Origin of the sequence: Fluctibacter corallii, from assembly GCF_025751585.1 — a bacterium.
Lineage (GTDB): Bacteria > Pseudomonadota > Gammaproteobacteria > Enterobacterales > Alteromonadaceae > Fluctibacter_A > Fluctibacter_A corallii.
In genome coordinates, this window is sequence record NZ_JAOWKX010000004.1 from 205,278 (window position 1) to 223,407 (window position 18,130).

General features: G+C 46.2%; 16 protein-coding genes. All 16 read left to right on the top strand.

Annotation, left to right across the window (positions count from 1 at the left end):
* Positions 1-260 precede the first annotated feature (260 nt).
* The 16 genes from mraZ (at position 261) to lpxC (ending at position 18,095) form a co-directional block, all read left to right on the top strand.
* Positions 261-719 carry a division/cell wall cluster transcriptional repressor MraZ gene (gene mraZ / locus OE749_RS09235; RefSeq protein ID WP_263712160.1) on the top strand — a complete coding sequence of 153 codons (459 nt, stop codon included), beginning with the start codon at positions 261-263 and terminating at the stop codon, positions 717-719.
* Positions 719-1,654, top strand: coding sequence for a 16S rRNA (cytosine(1402)-N(4))-methyltransferase RsmH (rsmH, locus tag OE749_RS09240; protein ID WP_263712161.1), 936 nt, complete (start codon positions 719-721; stop codon positions 1,652-1,654). Before mraZ ends, rsmH begins: the two co-directional genes overlap by 1 nt.
* Positions 1,651-1,971 carry a cell division protein FtsL gene (ftsL, locus tag OE749_RS09245; protein WP_263712162.1) on the top strand — a complete coding sequence of 107 codons (321 nt, stop codon included), beginning with the start codon at positions 1,651-1,653 and terminating at the stop codon, positions 1,969-1,971. The genes rsmH and ftsL overlap by 4 nt, the downstream gene beginning before the upstream one ends.
* Positions 1,968-3,710, top strand: coding sequence for a penicillin-binding transpeptidase domain-containing protein (locus OE749_RS09250; protein WP_263712163.1), 1,743 nt, complete (start codon positions 1,968-1,970; stop codon positions 3,708-3,710). The genes ftsL and OE749_RS09250 overlap by 4 nt, the downstream gene beginning before the upstream one ends.
* A complete protein-coding gene (murE, locus tag OE749_RS09255; RefSeq protein ID WP_263712164.1) occupies positions 3,700-5,226 on the top strand; it encodes a UDP-N-acetylmuramoyl-L-alanyl-D-glutamate--2,6-diaminopimelate ligase in 1,527 nt (508 codons plus the stop codon). Before OE749_RS09250 ends, murE begins: the two co-directional genes overlap by 11 nt.
* Positions 5,223-6,614: a UDP-N-acetylmuramoyl-tripeptide--D-alanyl-D-alanine ligase gene (locus OE749_RS09260; protein ID WP_263712165.1), complete on the top strand. Its 1,392-nt coding sequence runs from the start codon at positions 5,223-5,225 to the stop codon at positions 6,612-6,614. The genes murE and OE749_RS09260 overlap by 4 nt, the downstream gene beginning before the upstream one ends.
* Positions 6,608-7,690 (top strand): phospho-N-acetylmuramoyl-pentapeptide-transferase, encoded by a 1,083-nt coding sequence (gene mraY, locus OE749_RS09265; protein WP_263712166.1) that lies wholly within the window; start codon positions 6,608-6,610, stop codon positions 7,688-7,690. The genes OE749_RS09260 and mraY overlap by 7 nt, the downstream gene beginning before the upstream one ends.
* Before the next feature lie 5 nt (positions 7,691-7,695).
* Positions 7,696-9,012: a UDP-N-acetylmuramoyl-L-alanine--D-glutamate ligase gene (gene murD / locus OE749_RS09270; protein WP_263712167.1), complete on the top strand. Its 1,317-nt coding sequence runs from the start codon at positions 7,696-7,698 to the stop codon at positions 9,010-9,012.
* An 8-nt stretch (positions 9,013-9,020) separates the two neighbouring features.
* Positions 9,021-10,292: a cell division protein FtsW gene (ftsW, locus tag OE749_RS09275; protein ID WP_263712168.1), complete on the top strand. Its 1,272-nt coding sequence runs from the start codon at positions 9,021-9,023 to the stop codon at positions 10,290-10,292.
* Complete coding sequence (murG, locus tag OE749_RS09280; RefSeq protein ID WP_263712169.1) at positions 10,285-11,373, top strand: undecaprenyldiphospho-muramoylpentapeptide beta-N-acetylglucosaminyltransferase; 1,089 nt, start codon at positions 10,285-10,287, stop codon at positions 11,371-11,373. The genes ftsW and murG overlap by 8 nt, the downstream gene beginning before the upstream one ends.
* Positions 11,370-12,824: a UDP-N-acetylmuramate--L-alanine ligase gene (murC, locus tag OE749_RS09285; RefSeq protein ID WP_263712170.1), complete on the top strand. Its 1,455-nt coding sequence runs from the start codon at positions 11,370-11,372 to the stop codon at positions 12,822-12,824. Before murG ends, murC begins: the two co-directional genes overlap by 4 nt.
* Positions 12,821-13,753 (top strand): D-alanine--D-alanine ligase, encoded by a 933-nt coding sequence (locus OE749_RS09290; RefSeq protein ID WP_263712171.1) that lies wholly within the window; start codon positions 12,821-12,823, stop codon positions 13,751-13,753. The genes murC and OE749_RS09290 overlap by 4 nt, the downstream gene beginning before the upstream one ends.
* The gene (locus OE749_RS09295; protein WP_263712172.1) at positions 13,750-14,484 is read left to right on the top strand and encodes a cell division protein FtsQ/DivIB; all 735 of its coding nucleotides are present in this window, start codon (positions 13,750-13,752) and stop codon (positions 14,482-14,484) included. The genes OE749_RS09290 and OE749_RS09295 overlap by 4 nt, the downstream gene beginning before the upstream one ends.
* Positions 14,485-14,504: 20 nt before the next feature.
* A complete protein-coding gene (gene ftsA / locus OE749_RS09300; protein ID WP_263712173.1) occupies positions 14,505-15,734 on the top strand; it encodes a cell division protein FtsA in 1,230 nt (409 codons plus the stop codon).
* Between the two features lie 110 nt (positions 15,735-15,844).
* On the top strand, positions 15,845-17,011 hold the full coding sequence (ftsZ, locus tag OE749_RS09305) for a cell division protein FtsZ (protein ID WP_263712174.1): 1,167 nt from the start codon (positions 15,845-15,847) through the stop codon (positions 17,009-17,011).
* 169 nt (positions 17,012-17,180) lie between these two features.
* Complete coding sequence (gene lpxC, locus OE749_RS09310; RefSeq protein WP_263712175.1) at positions 17,181-18,095, top strand: UDP-3-O-acyl-N-acetylglucosamine deacetylase; 915 nt, start codon at positions 17,181-17,183, stop codon at positions 18,093-18,095.
* Positions 18,096-18,130: the final 35 nt, after the last annotated feature.

Here is an 18,130-nt window from a genome sequence, read left to right on the forward strand (position 1 = left end):
CGCCTTTTATCGGCGTTGTAAATAAAATCCCCACTTTTCAGCCACTTCATGCTTTTTAGAGCAATCCCTTGATTCTTCTGGCTTCCAGCACGATCAAATAGACAACTTTAATCCTTGACATAGACGTGAATTGATACCTACACTGTGCAATGTGGGTAAATGTGGCAAAAAGTGGATCAATTTGATCTCGTAGTGTCACAAACCAGTGCCAAATAGATGTTAAAACCAATAATGATAACGAAATAATAAAGGCTATAGGAATGTTCCGCGGGGCAAATGCAATCAATCTTGATGCTAAAGGAAGGGTGACGATACCAACGCGGTATCGGCAAGCGCTTCTTGATGATTGCCACGGACAACTGGTTTGTACGATAGATACGCAACAAAGCTGTTTGCTGCTTTACCCCTTAACTGAATGGGAAGAAATTGAGCTTAAGTTAAGCAAGCTGTCGTCAATGAATCCTCACGAACGTCGGTTGCAAAGACTTTTGCTTGGTTACGCAATGGAAGGCGAGATGGATAAGAGTGGCCGATTCTTATTATCAGCGCCACTGCGTCAACATGCTGGCCTAGACAAAGAAATTATGCTGGTAGGCCAACTTAATAAGTTTGAAATTTGGGATGCCAATATTTGGCACGAACAAGTTCACCAAGACATTGAAACTGAAAAGTCAGGTGAATTTGAATTAACTGAACGTTTGCAGGACTTCTCACTTTAATGAATGAACCTTTTTCGCATTTGTCGGTGCTTTTACACGAATCTGTAGAAGCATTGGCAATTAAGCCTGATGGCACTTATATTGACGCAACGTTCGGACGAGGCGGTCACTCGCAAGTTATCCTTCAACAACTTTCAGAACAGGGGCGGTTAATCGGCCTTGACCGCGATCCTCAAGCCATTGAGTCAGCAAAACGCTTCCAAGATGATCCGCGCTTTAGCATCGTGCACACGCCATTTTCTGATATTGAATCTGTGTGCCAACAACTTAATATTCATGGTGAAGTCGACGGCATACTGATGGACTTAGGCGTGTCTTCTCCGCAATTAGATGACGCATCTCGAGGCTTTAGCTTCATGCGCAACGGTCCGTTAGATATGCGCATGGACACCACACGCGGCATGAGTGCTGCAGAATGGTTAGCAACTGCGGAAGAACAAGATATTGCACAGGTTATCAAAGAATTTGGCGAAGAAAAGTTTGGTAAGCGTATTGCACATGCCATTGTGAACCGCAGACAAGAAAAACCGTTAGAAACCACCGCAGAACTTGCCGCTCTTATTGACGAAGCTGTGCCAGTTAAAGATAAATTCAAGCATCCTGCTACGCGAAGTTTTCAAGGGATTCGTATTTACATTAACAGTGAAATGGACGAAGTCAGACAAGGGCTTAAGGGCGCATTAGCATCATTGAAATCTGGCGGACGTCTTGCGGTGATTAGTTTTCACTCCCTTGAGGATCGGCTTGTTAAACGCTTTATGCGTGAACAAAGCAGAGGAAAGCAGGTGCCTCATGGATTGCCAATTACCGAAGCAGAAATTCAAGCTTCTAGGGCGATGACGTTAATTGGAAAAGCCATTAAGCCATCAGAAGAGGAACTAGATAAAAATATTCGCGCCAGAAGTTCGGTGTTACGGGTGGCAGAAAAGCTATGACCGATGTGAAAACCAACTTCAATTTGGCGAGTTTAATCGCCACAGAAATTGCCCGTCATCCGCTACGGGTTTTGTTGTTTATGGGCGTTATAATCAGTGCTGCGGCAGTGATCTTAAGTACGCACCACAATCGCCAGATGGCCATTGCCCTTGAACAACTTATTCAAGAAAAAGATGAGCTTGACGTGGAGTGGCGTCATTTAATTTTGGAGCAAAGTGCGTTAACAGAACATAATCGCATTGAAGATATGGTTGAGCAGCATTTGAATATGCACCGCCCGACACCTGAACAAGAAGTGGTGGTGCGCATAAAATGACCAAATCGACACGCCAAGCTAAACAAAATAGTGCGCCTAAATTAGTACAGTGGCGTTTTTGGACGGTTATTGGCGTCATCTTGGTTGTCTTTGTTGGTTTGACGGCCCGCGCGGCGTATATTCAGGTTATCGAACCAGACATGCTGATCAAGCAGGGAGACAGTCGAACTCTGCGTACGCGAAATACCTTAGTGCACCGCGGACTTGTTGTAGATCGCCACGGTGAAGAGCTGGCAGTGAGCGTACCCGTTCGTGCGATTTGGGCAGATCCTAAAACGATTCACCAGCATGAAAGTTTGCAAGATAAGCGGCGTTGGACCGCCTTAGCAGAAGTGCTTGGGCAAGATGTAGAATCGCTGTTTAACAAAGTGGCAAACCCGAAAAAGCGTTTTGTGTATATTCAGCGTCAAGTATCGCCCGCTATGGCTAAGTTTGTCGACGAATTAGATATTCCCGGTGTGTATTTACGAAACGAGTCTCGCCGCTTTTATCCTACAGGTGAGGTAAGCGCGCAATTGATTGGATTTACCGATGTTGACGATAAAGGCATCGAAGGCATCGAAAAGATCTATAATGAATGGTTGACGGGAACGCCTGACACCCGAAAAATCCGCAGAGACGGTAAAGGGCGTCAGGTTGAAATATTAGAAGAACAAAAGGGAGAAGCCCCAAAAGATCTCCAGTTAACTATTGACCAACGCATTCAGGCTATCGCTTATAAAGAGTTAAAAACTGCCGTGCGCTATTACAAAGCGACATCGGGATCTGCTGTGGTGGCAGATGTAAATACCGGTGAAATCCTCGCGTTGGTCAATAGTCCATCTTTTAATCCTAATAATCGTAAGGGCGTATCTGCTCATAGAATTCGTAATCGCGCCATTACTGACGCATTTGAACCCGGTTCATCGGTGAAGCCTCTCGCAGTGCTCAGTGCGTTGGAATTCGGAGCAGTCGAATCGGATGGCATGGTCGATACATCGCCAGGCTGGATGAGGCTGGGTGGCAGTATTGTTGATGATCCGCGTAATTATGGAGAAATCTCTCTTACTGAGATTATTAAAAAGTCCAGTAACATGGGGACATCAAAGTTAGCCCTTTCAGTGCCGAAAGAGTTCCTGTTAGATACCTATTACAACATGGGACTAATGTCAGATACGGGCACCCATTTAATGGGGGAAAGTAGCGGTATATTCCATGAACGTAGTCGCTGGTCTGATTTTGAGCTGTCTACTTTGTCATTTGGTTATGGTTTGTCGGTGACGGCCATGCAGCTTACTCGCATGTATACCATTTTGGGTAATGGTGGCGTTAAACGTCCGCTTACTATTGTTAAAGGTAAGGCGTCATCTGAAGGCGAGCGCGTGCTTGATCAACATAACGCCAGTGCCATTGTAAAAATGATGGAAAGCGTGGTTGCACAAGGCGGCACGGCTACAAAAGCCAGTGTGCCCGGTTACCGCGTAGCGGGTAAAACGGGCACCAGCCGCAAAGCCGTCGCAGGTGGGTATGGTGAAGAGTATGTCAATATTTTTGCTGGTATTGCGCCTGTGTCTGCTCCTCAACTCGCGATTGTTGTGTTAATCAATGAGCCTGGCGGAGATTTGTATCACTCTGGTGACACTGCTGCGCCAGTATTTTCAAAAATTATGATGGGCGCGTTACAGCTTCTTAATATTCCACCCGACGACAAACAAGTTTCATCTTTAGCCTCAGTGCATGGAGGCGATAATGCAGGATAACGGCCAAATGAAAAGCATCAAAGAGGTATTGGCGGGCTACGGTATTGATTGCCCAGATATTCCTGTTACAGATTTGGTATTAGATAGCCGTGAAGTGGCAATTCACAAAGCATTTGTTGCGATTAAAGGGCATCAGTTAGACGGTAGAGACTTTATTCCACAAGCAATTAGCCTTGGCGCGAAACTGATTATTGCTGAAACTGAAGAGCATAATGAACATGGTCATGTGGAAATGCGTGAGCAAACGGTTATTGTCTATTTTCATGCTTTACTGCGTCAGTTGTCAGCGCTTGCCGATGCGTTTTATGGGCAACCTTCTGACTCGCTTGATGTGATTGCTGTGACTGGCACAAACGGTAAAACCTCTACGGTACAATTAACCACACAACTCCGCCATGCATTAGGTGAAAAGAGCGCCTCAATTGGGACGTTAGGAACGGGAATCTTCACGGGCAAAGAGTCAAATTTAGCAGTGTCAGTGAATACCACACCTGATGCGATAAACATGCAACGGCTACTTTCGCAGTATCAGCAAGATAGCGTTAAGCAAGTTGCGATGGAGGCGTCTTCCCATGCCTTAGTGCAAGGGCGCATTGATAATGTGCGAATTCGCGTTGCGGTGTTCACTAATCTAAGCCGTGACCACCTTGATTATCACGGCAGTATGGCAGAATACGCAAAGGCTAAGCGTCAATTAATCCATTTGGACGGTGTTCAAACATTGGTGTTAAACGCTGACGATATAGAATCTGATGCTTGGCTAAGTGAAAAGCCCGACGCCATGCAGGTGATCTACTTTAGTACTGAGCAGTCTGTTCAGACGATTTCTGAGCGTGGTCAGTATTGCGTTGCTTCTAACATTCAATATGTGAGCAGCGGGTGCCAATTCAGGCTGTCTAGTTCTTGGGGCAATGCTGACGTGGTGCTGCCTTTGTTTGGCAAGTTTAACGTATCAAATTTCCTAGCGGCGTTTGCCTCTCAATTAGCATTAGGACACCGGTTTTCAGCTTTGGTCAAAGCTATTTCCTCCTTGCGTCCTGTCGCGGGCAGAATGGAAATTTTTGAGGGGCGTGATAACGCCAATATTATTGTAGATTACGCCCATACACCTGACGCACTAGAGCAGGTATTACTTGCCGTGAAAGCCCATTGTCGGGGCGAGCTGGTTTGTCTGTTTGGCTGTGGCGGTGATCGCGATAGAGGGAAACGCTCATTGATGGGAGAAGTGGCTGAAAAGTTTGCAGATCGTATTGTTCTAACGTCAGATAACAGCCGCTCAGAAGATCCTCATCACATTATTAAAGATATTTTGTCGGGATGTCGTCAACCCGACAGCGTGCTTGTAGAGGTAGATCGCCAAACTGCGATTAAGCAAGCACTGACGCAAACGGACAAGCACGATTTGATTCTTGTGGCTGGTAAAGGGCATGAGGATTATCAAATCATTGGCGACCAAGTGTTAGATTACAACGAACGACAATACGTACAACAACTCTTAAAGGGGAATGGGCAATGATCGCTGTAACACTGTCATGGATTGCAGAAAAAGTGCAAGGGACGCTGACAGGTGAAGATCGCCAAATCGCCGGTGTAAGTACAGATACTCGCACCCTTGCCGACGGAGATCTTTTTCTTGCGTTAGTAGGGCCAAATTTTGATGGTCATCAATTCATTGAAACCGCGGTAGAGCGTGGCGCGAAAGCGTTGATTGTCTCTCAACCGGTTGACACTAAATTGCCATATATTTTGGTAGACGATACGCGCCTTGCCTTAGGGCACTTGGGCGCAGCCGTTAAACAGGCTGTAGCGCCGAAAACTGTTGGGGTTACGGGTAGCTCAGGTAAAACAACCGTGCGTGAAATGGTAGCGGCTATTTTATCGCGCAAAGGCAAAGTGCTGTCCACAAGCGGCAACTTTAACAATGACATTGGCGTGCCGCTGACGTTGCTTCGCTTAGAACAGGATCACGAGTACGCCGTGATTGAGATGGGTGCCAACCACCTAGGCGAAATTGCGTATACCACCAATTTGGTTAAACCCGATGTGGCGACAATCGTTAATGCTGCTGCCGCGCATTTAGAAGGGTTTGGTAGCTTGCTTGGTGTCGCTCGTGCGAAGAGCGAGATATTTAAAGGACTACCTAAATCAGGTTGCGCGATTCTGAATGCAGATAGTCAATTTTATAAATTTTGGCAGGGTAAATTATTCAACACCCGCATCAAAAGCTTTGCAATGGATGCAGATGCTGACTTTCATTCAGAAGACGTTCAGCTTGGCTTAAGCGGGTGTGCCGAATTTAGATTGATTACCCCTTCTGGCAGTATGATGGTGAACTTAGCGTTACCAGGTATTCACAATGTTGCCAATGCACTTGTGGCCTGCGCGCTTGCAATGGAAGTGGGCGCAAGCTTAGAAGACGTCAAGTATGGACTTGAAAACATGGTACAAGTAGGCGGACGCTTGCAAGTCATGCAACTCACCAATCAAGTGAAAATACTAGACGATACATATAACGCGAATGTCGCATCAGTAAACGCTGCGATTGATCTATTGAGCAGTTTCCATGGACGTAAAATTCTGATTCTAGGCGATATTGGCGAATTGGGTGAGAAGTCTCGTTTCTATCATGAGCAAGTGGGCGAATATGCAAAGCAAAAGGGCATCAATGATCTCTTTACACTTGGTGTGTTGAGCCAAAGCGCAAGCGATGGTTTTGGCGGACAACATTTTAGCGAATTAGAAGACTTGGTGGAAAGTGTCGTAAAAGAAATCGGCAACGAGCAGCGAGATATAAGTATTTTGGTGAAAGGATCTCGTAGTGCACGTATGGAACGCGTCGTGAAAGCATTGGAGGTATCCCCCGTGGGAAAGCTTGAGCGCGTCAGGGAGCGAATTGCATGTTGATGTGGTTAGCCGATTGGCTACAACAATTCGAATCAGGATTTAATGTATTTTCCTACCTGACGATGCGTGCCATTTTAAGCACCTTAACCGCATTGTTGATGGCGGTAATAATTGGTCCGAAAATGATCACATGGTTGCAAACCATGCAAATTGGACAAACTGTCAGAGATGATGGCCCGCAATCGCATCTATCTAAAGCAGGCACGCCTACTATGGGTGGGTTACTAATACTTGCGTCTATTGTAAGTAGCGTTCTGTTGTGGGGCGACCTTAGTAATCGTTATGTATGGGTCACTCTTGCTGTTGTTGTAGGGTACGGTTTGATTGGTTTTGTAGATGATTATCGCAAGGTGATCCGCAAAGATTCCAAAGGCCTGATCGCAAAATGGAAGTATTTTTGGCAGTCAGTGATTGCCATTGTGGTGGCGGTTTATCTGTATGCGAATGCTCAGGATCCTGCTGAAACTGCTTTGCTCGTGCCATTTTTTAAAGAAGTTATGCCGCAGCTAGGGCTGTTTTTTATCGTCATGACATACTTTACTATCGTGGGAACCAGTAATGCGGTGAACCTTACTGACGGGTTAGACGGTCTTGCTATTGTGCCAACCATCTTAGTAGCAGGTGCATTAGCAATATTCGCGTATGCCACTGGTAATGTGAATTTTTCTAGCTATCTGAATATCCCCTATATCCCACTAACCAGTGAATTGGTTGTAGTGTGTACCGCTATTGTCGGCGCAGGATTGGGTTTCCTGTGGTTCAATACCTATCCGGCGCAAGTCTTCATGGGCGATGTTGGCTCGTTGGCGCTGGGCGCTACATTGGGCGTTATGGCCGTGTTGGTTCGTCAAGAAATCGTACTGGTAATTATGGGCGGTGTGTTTGTTATTGAAACGCTATCGGTCATCTTACAGGTGGGATCTTACAAACTCAGAGGCAAGCGCATATTTCGTATGGCGCCTATTCACCATCACTATGAGCTTAAAGGTTGGCCAGAGCCTCGTGTGATTGTCCGTTTTTGGATCATTTCACTCATTCTCGTATTGGTTGGCTTAGCCACGCTGAAACTGAGGTAATAGCATTGCTGCACTACGATTGGCTTGAACATAAACGCATAACGGTTGTCGGTCTCGGCGCTACTGGACGTTCGTGTGTCGCGTTTCTACGCAAGCACAATGCGGAGGTAACGGTGACAGATAGCCGTGCGTATCTCGATACTCAAGGTATCGATGCCAAAGTAGTGTTAGGTCGGTACTGCGCAGATGCGATTGCCAATGCAGAATTAGTAGTGATTAGTCCGGGTGTGGACCCCAAACATGTGCCGTTACATGCTGCCAACGAGAAGGGGATTGAAGTGATTGGTGATGTAGAGCTATTCGCTCGATTTAACCAGACGCCAGTCGTTGCGATTACCGGATCAAATGGCAAATCTTCGGTAACTACCTTAGTACACGACATGCTTCAGGCATCAGGACTGACCGCTAAAATGGGTGGAAATATCGGTGTTCCCGTTCTCGACTTACTGGAGTGTGAGGCGGATATTTTGGTTCTTGAACTGTCTAGCTTTCAGCTGGAAACCATTCATTCTTTGGCGCCAAAAGTAGCCTGTGTGCTTAATGTTTCCGATGACCACCTTGATCGCCACGGTGACATGGATACGTACGTGAATATGAAGCGCCGTATTTATCTAAATAGCACATTTCAAGTGTGTCACCGAGAAGATGCGAATACGTGGCCAATGCGTGTTGATGTTAAGCATACGTTTGGCTTATCGGTGTGTGACTCTGCATTTAGCTGGAATCCGCAAACTCAAACCATTTTATTGCATGGCCGTCCGTTCTTACCATTAAGTGAGTGTGCAGTGATGGGCGCGCATAATGCGCTTAATATTCAGGCCGCAGCAATGTGTGCCTTATTAGCGGGCGCGACAGAAGAAGCTGTGATTGAAGGGGCAAAACGGTTTAAAGGATTACCACATCGGTGCGAAGTGGTAACTAATCGTCATGGTACAACATGGATTAATGACTCTAAAGCAACCAATGTCGGCGCTACGTTGGCTGCAATAGAGGGGATTAAGCCTACATTAGGGCGTGGAAAATTAATTTTAATCGCTGGTGGAGATAGCAAAGGGGCAGATCTGTCACCTCTGGATTCTGCACTAAAACATGAAGTTGCAGAATTGCTGCTGATTGGAAGGGATGCAGATAAGTTCAGTGCTATTCAGCCAAAGGCTAAAAAATTTGATAGCTTGGCTGAGGCAGTGAATTTTGCAGCAACAATCACAGAAGTTGGTGATGTGGTGTTATTGTCGCCTGCATGCGCCAGTTTAGATATGTTTGATAACTATCAACATCGCGGTCAGGTGTTTGCGTCTGCGGTGGAGGCGTTATCAGCATGATAGGGCACATGTCAGCTTCAGATCATATCAAACAGTTACGAGAACTCTTCTCTCGCCAACATGACACACGTGTTGATGGCGCACCTTTTGATGTTTACTTATTGTTGCTGGCACTGGCGCTATTGTCGATTGGCTTAATTATCGTTACATCTGCATCTATGCCAGTGTCTGCGCGTTTATACGATAACCCATTTCATATTGCTATTCGCCATGTCATCTATATTGTGCTGGCCTTGATCGCAGCGACTATAGTTTTACAGATTCCGATGCGTTGGTGGCGTATCAGCAACCCATATTTGTTGCTGTTTGCTATCGCTTTACTGGTTGCAGTACTGCTGGTTGGGCGTAGCGTTAACGGGAGTACCCGGTGGTTGGCATTGGGGCCTATTACTATTCAAGCGGCCGAGCCCGCAAAGCTATTTTTCTTTTGCTATTTGGCTGGGTACTTGGTTCGTCGGTATGATGAAGTGACGGAAAACCTGAAAGGCTTTATTAAACCGCTGGTCGTATTTTTCGCATTGGCAGTTTTGTTACTGATGCAGCCTGATTTAGGTACCGTGGTTGTGATGTTTGCTACCACCGTCGGCTTGTTGTTTTTGGCTGGCTCGAAACTTTGGCAGTTTTTTGGACTCGCATTTGCGGGTGTGCTTGCGATTGTCGCGTTAATCTTCTTTGAGAGTTATCGACTAAAGCGCGTTGTTTCATTTTTAGATCCTTGGGCTGATCCATTTGGTAGCGGATACCAGTTAACACAATCATTAATGGCCTTCGGGCGCGGCGATTTCTTCGGCCAAGGTTTGGGCAATAGTTTGCAAAAATTGGAATTTTTACCGGAGGCCCACAACGACTTTATTGTTGCGATTTTAGCTGAAGAACTGGGGTTCTTCGGGGTGTTCATCGTATTGGCATTGATTTTTGCAATGGTATTTAAAACCATGCAGATTGGAAATCGTGCCTTAGCAAAAGATCGTCCATTCGATGCGTATTTGGCGTATGCCATCGGTATTTGGTTTAGTTTTCAAACTGCAGTGAACATTGGTGCTGCATCGGGAATTTTACCCACCAAAGGGTTAACTCTACCGCTAGTGAGCTATGGCGGGTCGAGTATGATTATTATGGCAATAGCCGTGGCATTGTTGGTTAGAATTGATTTTGAGTTGCGCGTGGACGGCGTACAGGCAATGAGCAAAGGGCGTGCGAAAAAACGAACGGGTAAACAAGCGGTAAACGACGTGATAGAACAGGTCAAAGCTTCCCAAGAGGGAGGTGACAATGCCTAAACGATTATTAGTCATGGCGGGTGGAACGGGAGGACATGTTTTTCCTGGTTTGGCTGTGGCTGACAAGTTGGCTGAACAGGGATGGCAGATTGAATGGCTAGGGACTGAAGCCAGACTCGAGGCTACGTTAGTCCCCAAAGCGGGCTACAAAATTAACTATATTGATGTAGCCGGCGTGCGCGGAAACGGCCTAGTGCGAAAACTTAAAGCACCGATTCAGATTCTCAAGTCGATATTTCAAGCACGGACAGTCATCAAACATTTTCAGCCTGATGTTGTGCTGGGAATGGGAGGATTTGCCAGTGGACCTGGAGGAATTGCGGCATGGTGTGCAGGTAAACCGCTTGTGTTGCATGAGCAAAATGCGGTGCCAGGGCTGACCAACAAAGTATTGGCAAAATTTGCTAATAAGGTACTGATGGGCTTCGACCATACCTTCCCTCAGCAAAGTGAGCGCCCTGAGAAATTTGCTTGGGTAGGTAACCCTGTAAGAAAGGCGTTTTCGAATATTAAGCGTACTAGTGTGCCTAGTACACCTATACGCATATTGGTGGTAGGTGGAAGTCTAGGAGCAAAGGCATTAAATGATTGTGTTCCTAAAGCCTTGGCTTCGATTTCGTCAGCGGAAGTTCGACATCAATGTGGCAATGGTCACCAGCCGAGCGTGATTGATAATTATCAAGCCGCCAACTTGTGTGCTGAGTTACAATGGCAAGTTGTGCCGTTTATTGATGACATGGCAGAAGCTTATGCATGGGCTGATTTGGTTATTTGCCGTGCCGGTGCGTTAACGGTGGCTGAGGTTGCGGCCTCGGGTATTGCGGCAGTGTTTGTGCCCCTGCCTCATGCAGTCGATGATCATCAAACAAAAAATGCCAAAAGTTTATCTGATCAGGAAGCGGCGTTTCTTTTGCCGCAAAAAGAATTGATTGAAGGAGGCTTAGTGCCAATTCTTGAACGTGTTGTCTCTTCACCTGAGACCCTGTTTAAAATGGGACAACGTGCCCGAGCGCTTGCGCGCTATCAGGCAACAGAAGATGTTGCGAATGTGTGTAATCAACTTGCTGGAAGTATGTCATGAGCCAGGTTGATAGTATTAATTATCAAGTGCCAGAAATGCGCCGTATTGAGCGTATTCATTTTGTTGGTATTGGTGGCGCTGGAATGGGCGGTATCGCTGAAGTGTTGCTGAATGAAGGTTACAAGGTATCGGGTTCTGACCAGAATCAGAATGCGATGACACGGAGGTTGCTCGGCAAAGGGGCAGATATCTATGTCGGCCACGATGCGGAAAATGTAGAAAATGCAGATGTTGTAGTGGTCTCTAGTGCCATTAATCTAGAAAATGCAGAAATAAAAGCAGCCCAAGAAGCACGCACGCCGGTGATTCGACGTGCTGAAATGCTGGCTGAATTAATGCGTTTTCGACATGGTATTGCTGTTGCGGGAACCCACGGTAAAACCACAACTACGTCACTAACGGCTACTATTTTTGCTGAAGCTGGGCTTGATCCCACTTTCGTAATTGGTGGATTACTGAATAGCGCGGGCACAAATGCGCGATTAGGTAAAAGTAAGTATCTCATTGCGGAAGCAGATGAAAGTGACGCGTCTTTCATACACTTACAGCCTATGGTGTCAGTGGTCACGAATATTGAAGCCGATCATATGGACACCTATGAGGGTGACTTCCAACGTATGCTCGACACGTACATAGAGTTTTTGCATAACTTGCCGTTTTATGGCTTGGCTGTGTTATGCGGTGATGATCCTGTCATTAAAGAGTTACTGCCGCGTATAGGGCGAAAATATGTGACATACGGCGTGTCTGAAGATGCAGACATTCGCGCTACCAATATTGAGCATCGCTTGAATAGCAGCGAGTTTACCGTTGTCAGAGCAGGCATGGCTGATTTACGCGTAACCCTTAATACGGGCGGCCATCACAATGTGTTGAATGCATTGGCAGCCATTGCCGTAGCAACAGACGTGGGTATTAATGACGATGCGATTCAGCGTGCGCTGGCGTCATTTGGTGGAATTGGCCGACGGTTTGAAATGTTGGGTGATTTCTCGACATCTGTGGGCGACATTACCTTAGTGGATGATTATGGTCATCACCCAACTGAAGTCGAGGCGACTATTAAAGTCGCGCGAGCCAATTGGCCTGATCGGCGTTTGGTTATGGCCTATCAACCTCATCGCTTCAGCCGAACCCGCGATCTGTATGAAGACTTCGTGCGCGTTTTATCTCAAGTTGACGTGTTATTGTTGTTAGAGGTGTACTCGGCAGGGGAAGAAGCGATTGAGGGTGCAGACAGTAAAGCATTGTGCCGCTCAATTCGTCAAAGAGGACAGATAGAGCCAATATATGTGCGAGATAAAGATGAGTTGCCAGTTTTGTTGGCAGATATTATCGCAGATAAAGACGTTGTTATGACACAAGGTGCAGGAAATATTGGCCAATTGGCAAAAACCTTGCAAGAAGCAAAAATGGAGCCTTCGCGCTTATCGAAAGGAGGTGACGCATGACTGTCGAATCGTTCGGTAAAGTTGCGGTAATGTTTGGCGGTGCGTCAGCTGAGCGTGACGTGTCGCTTAATTCAGGTAAAGCGGTACTACGAGCGCTTCAATCTCAGGGAATCGACGCGCATGGATTTGATCCCAGCGAGGCACCACTATCACAGTTACTTGATGAAAAGTTTACGCGTGCTGTCATTATCCTTCATGGCAGAGGGGGAGAAGACGGTAGTTTGCAAGGCGCTTTGCAACAGTTGGGACTGCCTTACACAGGAAGTGGTGTGCTTGGCTCTGCACTGGCAATGGATAAAATTCGTACCAAGCAAGTGTGGCAAAGTTTGGGATTGAGTACGGCAAAGTATGAAATCGCAACAAAAAGGGACTTTGACGCAGGATCTTGCCCCGCTATAATGGCGCGTTTAGGTGAGATTGTTATGGTCAAGCCTGCGTTGGAAGGGTCTAGCATCGGTATGGCTAAAGTCACCAGCGTGGATGATCTCGAGAACGCGATACAAAATGCGTTCAAGTACGATGAAAATGTGTTAATTGAACAGTTTATTGATGGTCTTGAATATACTGTTTCTATTTTAAATGGGCGTGCGTTGCCGTCTATTCGAATGGCTACACCGCGTACATTTTACGATTACACGGCAAAATACAAATCAGATTCAACTGAATACCATTGCCCAAGCGGTTTATCTGAAGAGGATGAAATGGCGTTGGGAGAGCTGGCGTGTAAAGCGTTCGATGGGGTTGGTGGTGCAGGTTGGGGACGCATTGATTTTATGCGAGATCAAAGCGGCAGATTTTACTTGTTGGAAGCGAATACCGTACCGGGGATGACGGAGAAAAGTCTGGTGCCGATGGCAGCACGGGTTGCGGGTTTGTCGTTTGAACAGCTGTGCTTAGAGATCGTTAAGACCAGTGAGGTAGTACGGTGAACGACACGCAAAAAGCGACTTCTCACAAGTTAGGAGGCGTTGTCTTTTTGCTTTCGGTGATCACTGCGTTGATATATGGCGCAGTCGAGGTGAATCGTTGGTTGGAAGATGAACAACGAGCACCAATTCACCGCATTATGGTGTCGGGACAGTATGCCCATGTTTCGCCGCGAGATATTGAAAAAATGATTCGTACGTCTCATCCCGGCAGCTTTTTTGAGTTGAATGTAGAAAGCGTTCATCGAGATTTAGAGGCAATGCCTTGGGTGTATCGGGCATCGGTGAGAAAACGTTGGCCCAATAATCTGAGTGTGTATTTGGTTGAGCAAGAACCTGCGGCGATATGGAATCACGATTTATTGCTTAACAAGTTTGGCGAGAGTTTTCCTGCAACACTGGAAAATAGCGGTTTGCCAACCTTGTTTGGACCTGGAGGCAGTGAGCAGACGGCACTAAATGGCTTTCGTGCCATGCAGTCATTATTGGCACCTACTGGTTTAAAAATTGAAGAATTGTTGTTAAGTGAGCGATTCGCGTGGGATGTGCGACTTAACAACGGAGTTAAATTAAAACTTGGACGGTCTCAGTTTGTCGACAAGCTACAGCGCTTTGTTGATGTTTATCCTTTATTAGCGAAGGAATCCAGAGAAGTCCTTTATGTGGATCTTCGCTACGATACGGGGTTAGCGGTAGGTTGGAAACCTGAGAACCAAACAGAACGAGAGAGTTAATTACGTGAGAGCACATAGCGATGTCTAAGGTAGCAGAAAGAAAGCTTGTCGTTGGCTTAGACATGGGCACCAGCACCATTAAAGCTGTGGTAGGTGAATTGCTAGATGATGGCAATGTCAGCATTGTCGGCGTAGGTACACATGCATCCAAAGGCATGGACAAAGGAGGGGTAAATGACCTCAACCTTGTCGTACAGTCGGTTCAGCAAGCTGTTAATGAAATGGAGTTGATGGCAGATTGCAGGGTGTCGTCTGTGTTTATGTCAATTTCAGGTCGACACGTTCAGTGCCAGAACGAAAACGGCATGGTGCCAATTAATAACCAGGAAGTGACACAGGAAGATGTCGATAACGTCATTCATGCTGCGCGGTCTGTACCGATTGCAGCCGAAAGACGTTTGCTTCATGTGTTGCCGCAAGAATTTACGATCGACGTACAAGAAGGAATTAAGAATCCGATTGGTATGTCTGGTGTGAGAATGGAAGCTGAGGCCCACATTATTACTTGTGCTGACGATATGGCGAAGAATTTAGTTAAGTGCGTAGAGCGCTGCGAGCTAAATTCTGACAAGCTGATATTTTCGGCCTTGGCGTCGAGTTATGCTGTACTCACCGATGATGAAAAAGAGCTCGGCGTGTGTGTCGTTGATATTGGCGGCGGCACCATGGATATCGTCATATATACCGATGGCGCGATTCGTCATACCGCGGTGATCCCTGTGGCAGGCAATCAGATTACAAGTGACATTGCGAAGATATTCAGAACGCCTATTAGCCACGCGGAAGAAATTAAAATTAACTATGCTTGCGCACTTAAAGATATGGTGAGCATGGAAGAAAATATTGAAGTGCCCAGTGTAGGCGGGAGACCGTCGCGGGCGATGTCTCGCCATACATTGGCCGAGGTGATTGAGCCCCGTTACCAAGAGTTGTTCGAGCTAGTTCACGATGAAATTCGTGGGAGTGGATTACAAGAGCAAATCGCTGCTGGTATCGTTTTAACTGGCGGTACAGCAAAAATGGAAGGGGCTGTTGAGTTTGCAGAAGAAATATTTCAAATGCCTGTAAGAGTCGGCACCCCGGTGGGGGTAAAAGGCTTATCAGAGTATGTTGAAGATGCCACCTTTGCGACCGCTGTCGGTTTGTTGCAGTACGGAAAGGAAACAGTGCAGTCAAAGTCTGCTAACGCAGCTAAACAGACTGATGGACTTTGGCAACGTGTACAAAGTTGGTTCAAAGGGGAATTTTAACACGGTTTAACCTGTTAAATGAGTAACAAGAATATGGGGTGCATCATGTTTTCTCATTGTATTAAAAACACATGTATGTATCTTGTTGCGCTGAAAATCGGAGAGTAAAAATGTTTGAATTAATGGATAGTCACAGCGAAGAAGCTGTAATTAAAGTAATAGGTGTTGGCGGTGGCGGCGGAAACGCAGTCGAGCACATGGTATCCCAGAGTATTGAAGGTGTAGAGTTTATTGCTGTAAACACCGATGCGCAGGTGTTGCGCAGCTCCTCAGCTGATGTCACGTTACAGATTGGTTCTACAGTGACGAAAGGATTGGGTGCGGGTGCGAATCCGAATATCGGTCGTGAGGCTGCCGAAGAAGATCGCGAAACGATCCGTCAAACCCTTGAAGGTGCCGATATGATCTTCATTACCGCTGGTATGGGCGGCGGTACAGGTACAGGGGCTGCACCAGAAGTAGCCAAGATTGCTAAAGAACTAGGTATTCTCACTGTCGCAGTCGTCACTAAGCCGTTTCCGTTTGAAGGGCGTAAGCGCACAGATTTTGCCGACCAAGGAATTGAAGAGCTTGCCAAGTATGTTGATTCTCTGATTACGATTCCAAATGAAAAGCTACTGAAAGTAATGGGTAAAGGCACACCATTACTACAGGCATTCAGCGAAGCAAATAACGTGTTGCGCGGTGCGGTACAAGGTATTGCTGAACTGATTACACGCCCAGGCTTGATTAACGTTGACTTTGCAGACGTGAAAACGGTGATGTCTGAAATGGGCACAGCCATGATGGGAAGCGGTGCTGCGTCAGGTGAAGATCGTGCTGAAGAAGCCGCCGAGTCTGCGATAGCTTGTCCGTTGCTAGAAGATATCGACCTATCTGGCGCACGTGGTATTTTGGTTAACATTACTGCGGGCCCTGATTTTGCTATTGATGAGTTTGAAACAGTGGGTAACGCTGTAAAAGCCTTCGCATCAGAAAATGCAACTGTGGTTGTCGGTACTGTTATCGATATGGACATGACCGATGAGCTTCGTGTAACCGTCGTCGCGACAGGTATTGGCGCAGAACGTAAGCCTGATATTTCATTAGTGAGTAACCGTTCTTCACGCACGGTAGCCGATAGTAATGAGTTTGCTCTACGCTCGACCAATGCTGAATCTGCGCCAGCCATGCACACTGACGGCAATAAAGCGTTAGCACCAGAGGAAAAGGCCGAAGTAGGCAATGATTTGGAATATTTAGATATTCCAGCATTCCTTAGAAAACAAGCTGACTAATAGCGTGCCTAATGACGCTAATAGGCGATAAGTAGTTGATAAAACGAACTTTAGCCATATGTTAGGGTCTATTGGTTATTAAATGTTAAGTTTTTTTGACAATCTAGAGGTAAGCGGCTAGAATACGCGCCCGTTTTACGGTTGGTTAATATTTGAGCTAACAGGTACAATGATAAAACAACGCACTATCAAACATGCTGTACAAGAGACAGGGATTGGTCTGCACAAAGGTGACAAGGTCACCATGACTCTCCGGCCTGCGCCGGCGAATACTGGGATCGTATTTCGCCGCATAGATCTTGAGCCTTATGTGGATATTCCTGCGCGTGCAAATGCGGTAGGCGATACAATGTTGTGTACCTGTCTATCAAATGAAGACGGTAAAACCATTTCTACCGTTGAGCACCTTGCTTCAGCCTTGGCTGGGATGGGGATCGACAATATTATTATCGAAGTCGATAGTAACGAACTTCCTATTATGGACGGAAGCGCCAGCCCATTTATCTTCTTATTGCAATCAGCGGGCATAGAAGAGCTTAACGCGCCAAAGCGCTTTATTCGTATTAAAAAGCCTATTCGTGTAGAAGATGGCGACAAGTGGGCTGAGTTTGTTCCTTATGACGGCTTCCGAATTGATTTTGCTATCGATTTTGATCACCCAGTGATAAGTCAGACTCGTCAGCACGTAGTGATGGACTTCAATGCAGATTCATATGTCGATGAAGTTAGTCGTGCACGTACATTTGGGTTTATGAAAGATTTAGAGTACATGAATGCGAACAACCTAGCTTTAGGTGGAAGCATGGAAAATGCGGTTGCGCTAGATGAATATCGTGTACTGAACCCAGAAGGCCTTCGTTATGATGACGAATTCTTAAAGCACAAAATATTAGATGCTATTGGTGACTTATATTTGGGTGGGCATAGCATTATTGGTGAGTTGAGAGCCTACAAAACAGGTCATGGTTTAAATAATAAACTGCTCAACGCTATGTTAAACGACCAAACCGCGTGGGAATACATTACCTACGAGAATAAAGACGAGCTTCCAATTCGTTTTGCATCCCCAGTGTTGGCTGGGTAGTCGATATACTTTACTTTAAAATGCCGCTTTTTAGC